This is a genomic window from Microcystis sp. LEGE 08355 (assembly GCF_015207185.1).
GTDB lineage: Bacteria > Cyanobacteriota > Cyanobacteriia > Cyanobacteriales > Microcystaceae > Microcystis > Microcystis panniformis.
In genome coordinates, this window is sequence record NZ_JADEXI010000919.1 from 1 (window position 1) to 1206 (window position 1206).

Sequence of the window (1206 nt, forward strand, 5' to 3'; positions counted from 1 at the left end):
TACTAGCTAGGGGTAAAAGGCTTTGGGCTCCTTCCAACAGGGCTAATCCTGCCCTTAAAATCGGAACTACGGCGATCGGTACGCTAGGATCGATAAAAGTAGCCGGACATTCCGCTAGAGGGGTTTTAACGCTAGTTTCCAGGGTCGGCAACCATTGCCGCGCCGCTTCGTAGGTTAACCAGCGGCCTAGTTCCGTCATCGCTGTTTTAAACAGTACCGAGGGGGTATTTTGATCGCGTGCGATCGCTAACCAATGCTTAACCAGAGGATGTTCGGGAACATAGACGCGCAGTTGTAAAACCATGAAAACACTAGAACTCGATCGAGGACTAAACTTTATCTTAACAGCTTTTTTCTCCCCACTTCCCACTCCCCACTTCCCGCTTCCCCAACCCCAAAACAGAGGTTAAAATAAAAGCAAGCCAGAAGCTTGCGAGCGGCTTCTGACTTGGCTAATTTTAACGACGACGGGTTCTTTGTCGTCTCCGGGCTACTGCTTTACGCTTTCTCTTTTCTTGAGGGGTTTCAAAAAATTGATGCTTTTTGATATCCGCATAAATTCCCGCTTTCGCTACCTGTCGCTTAAAACGACGCAGGGCTGATTCGATCGCCTCGTTCTGACCAACTACCACTTGGGTCATTAACCTAATTCACCTCCTGTAACTGCTCTCTGCCTAAAAAATGCCAACTTCTCATTATAGCACAATCTAGGGTAAAAAGCGATCCAAGGCGGCCTTTAATTCTTCAATTTCTGTCTCGATACTACCTTCCTGGGCAGCCCGGGCAATACATTCGCTCAGATGTTCGTCGAGAATAATTCTGGCAACGCGATCAATCGCCCCGCGAATAGCGGCAATTTGCATCAAAACTTCGGGACAGGGACGATTTTCCGATACCATCGTCTTGATGCCGCGAATGTGTCCTTCGATCCGCGAGAGACGGTTAATAATTTGCTTCAGGGAAGCTTCGCTATGGACGTGGGGAGTCCCTTTTGACTCGTGGTCATGGCCCGTCTCGTCGTGGTTGTGAAGGGGGTCGAAAGGGGTAATTTGATTAGTCAAGGGCTTACCGTCAATTCAGTTATACTCTCTAGTGTGCCACACTTGCAGACCCCAGCCCCTAGCATAGTTTTGTCCAGTTTGAATTTCCGTTCAGGGGTCTTCGGTTTGAAAGAGGGTGTCGGGTGTCGGGTGTCGGGTTTTAAAA

3 protein-coding genes are annotated in these 1206 nt (G+C 48.8%); all 3 read right to left on the minus strand.

The genetic code is table 11. From position 1 onward, the window contains the following. Positions 1-304: uracil phosphoribosyltransferase (locus tag IQ242_RS25255; protein WP_305070295.1), on the minus strand; the 304-nt coding region annotated here is incomplete at its 3' end. 154 nt (positions 305-458) lie between these two features. Beyond that, entirely contained in the window at positions 459-641 is a 183-nt protein-coding gene (gene rpsU / locus IQ242_RS25260) for a 30S ribosomal protein S21 (RefSeq protein ID WP_002738938.1), read from the minus strand. A gap of 66 nt (positions 642-707) precedes the next feature. Continuing rightward, the gene (locus IQ242_RS25265; protein WP_002766602.1) at positions 708-1061 is read right to left on the minus strand and encodes a metal-sensing transcriptional repressor; all 354 of its coding nucleotides are present in this window, start codon (positions 1059-1061) and stop codon (positions 708-710) included. Between the last annotated feature and the right edge of the window lie 145 nt (positions 1062-1206).

Bases quoted from the DNA above. Each gene is read 5' to 3' on its own strand.
- rpsU (WP_002738938.1), bottom strand. From the start codon at position 641: ATGACCCAAGTGGTAGTTGGTCAGAACGAGGCGATCGAATCAGCCCTG.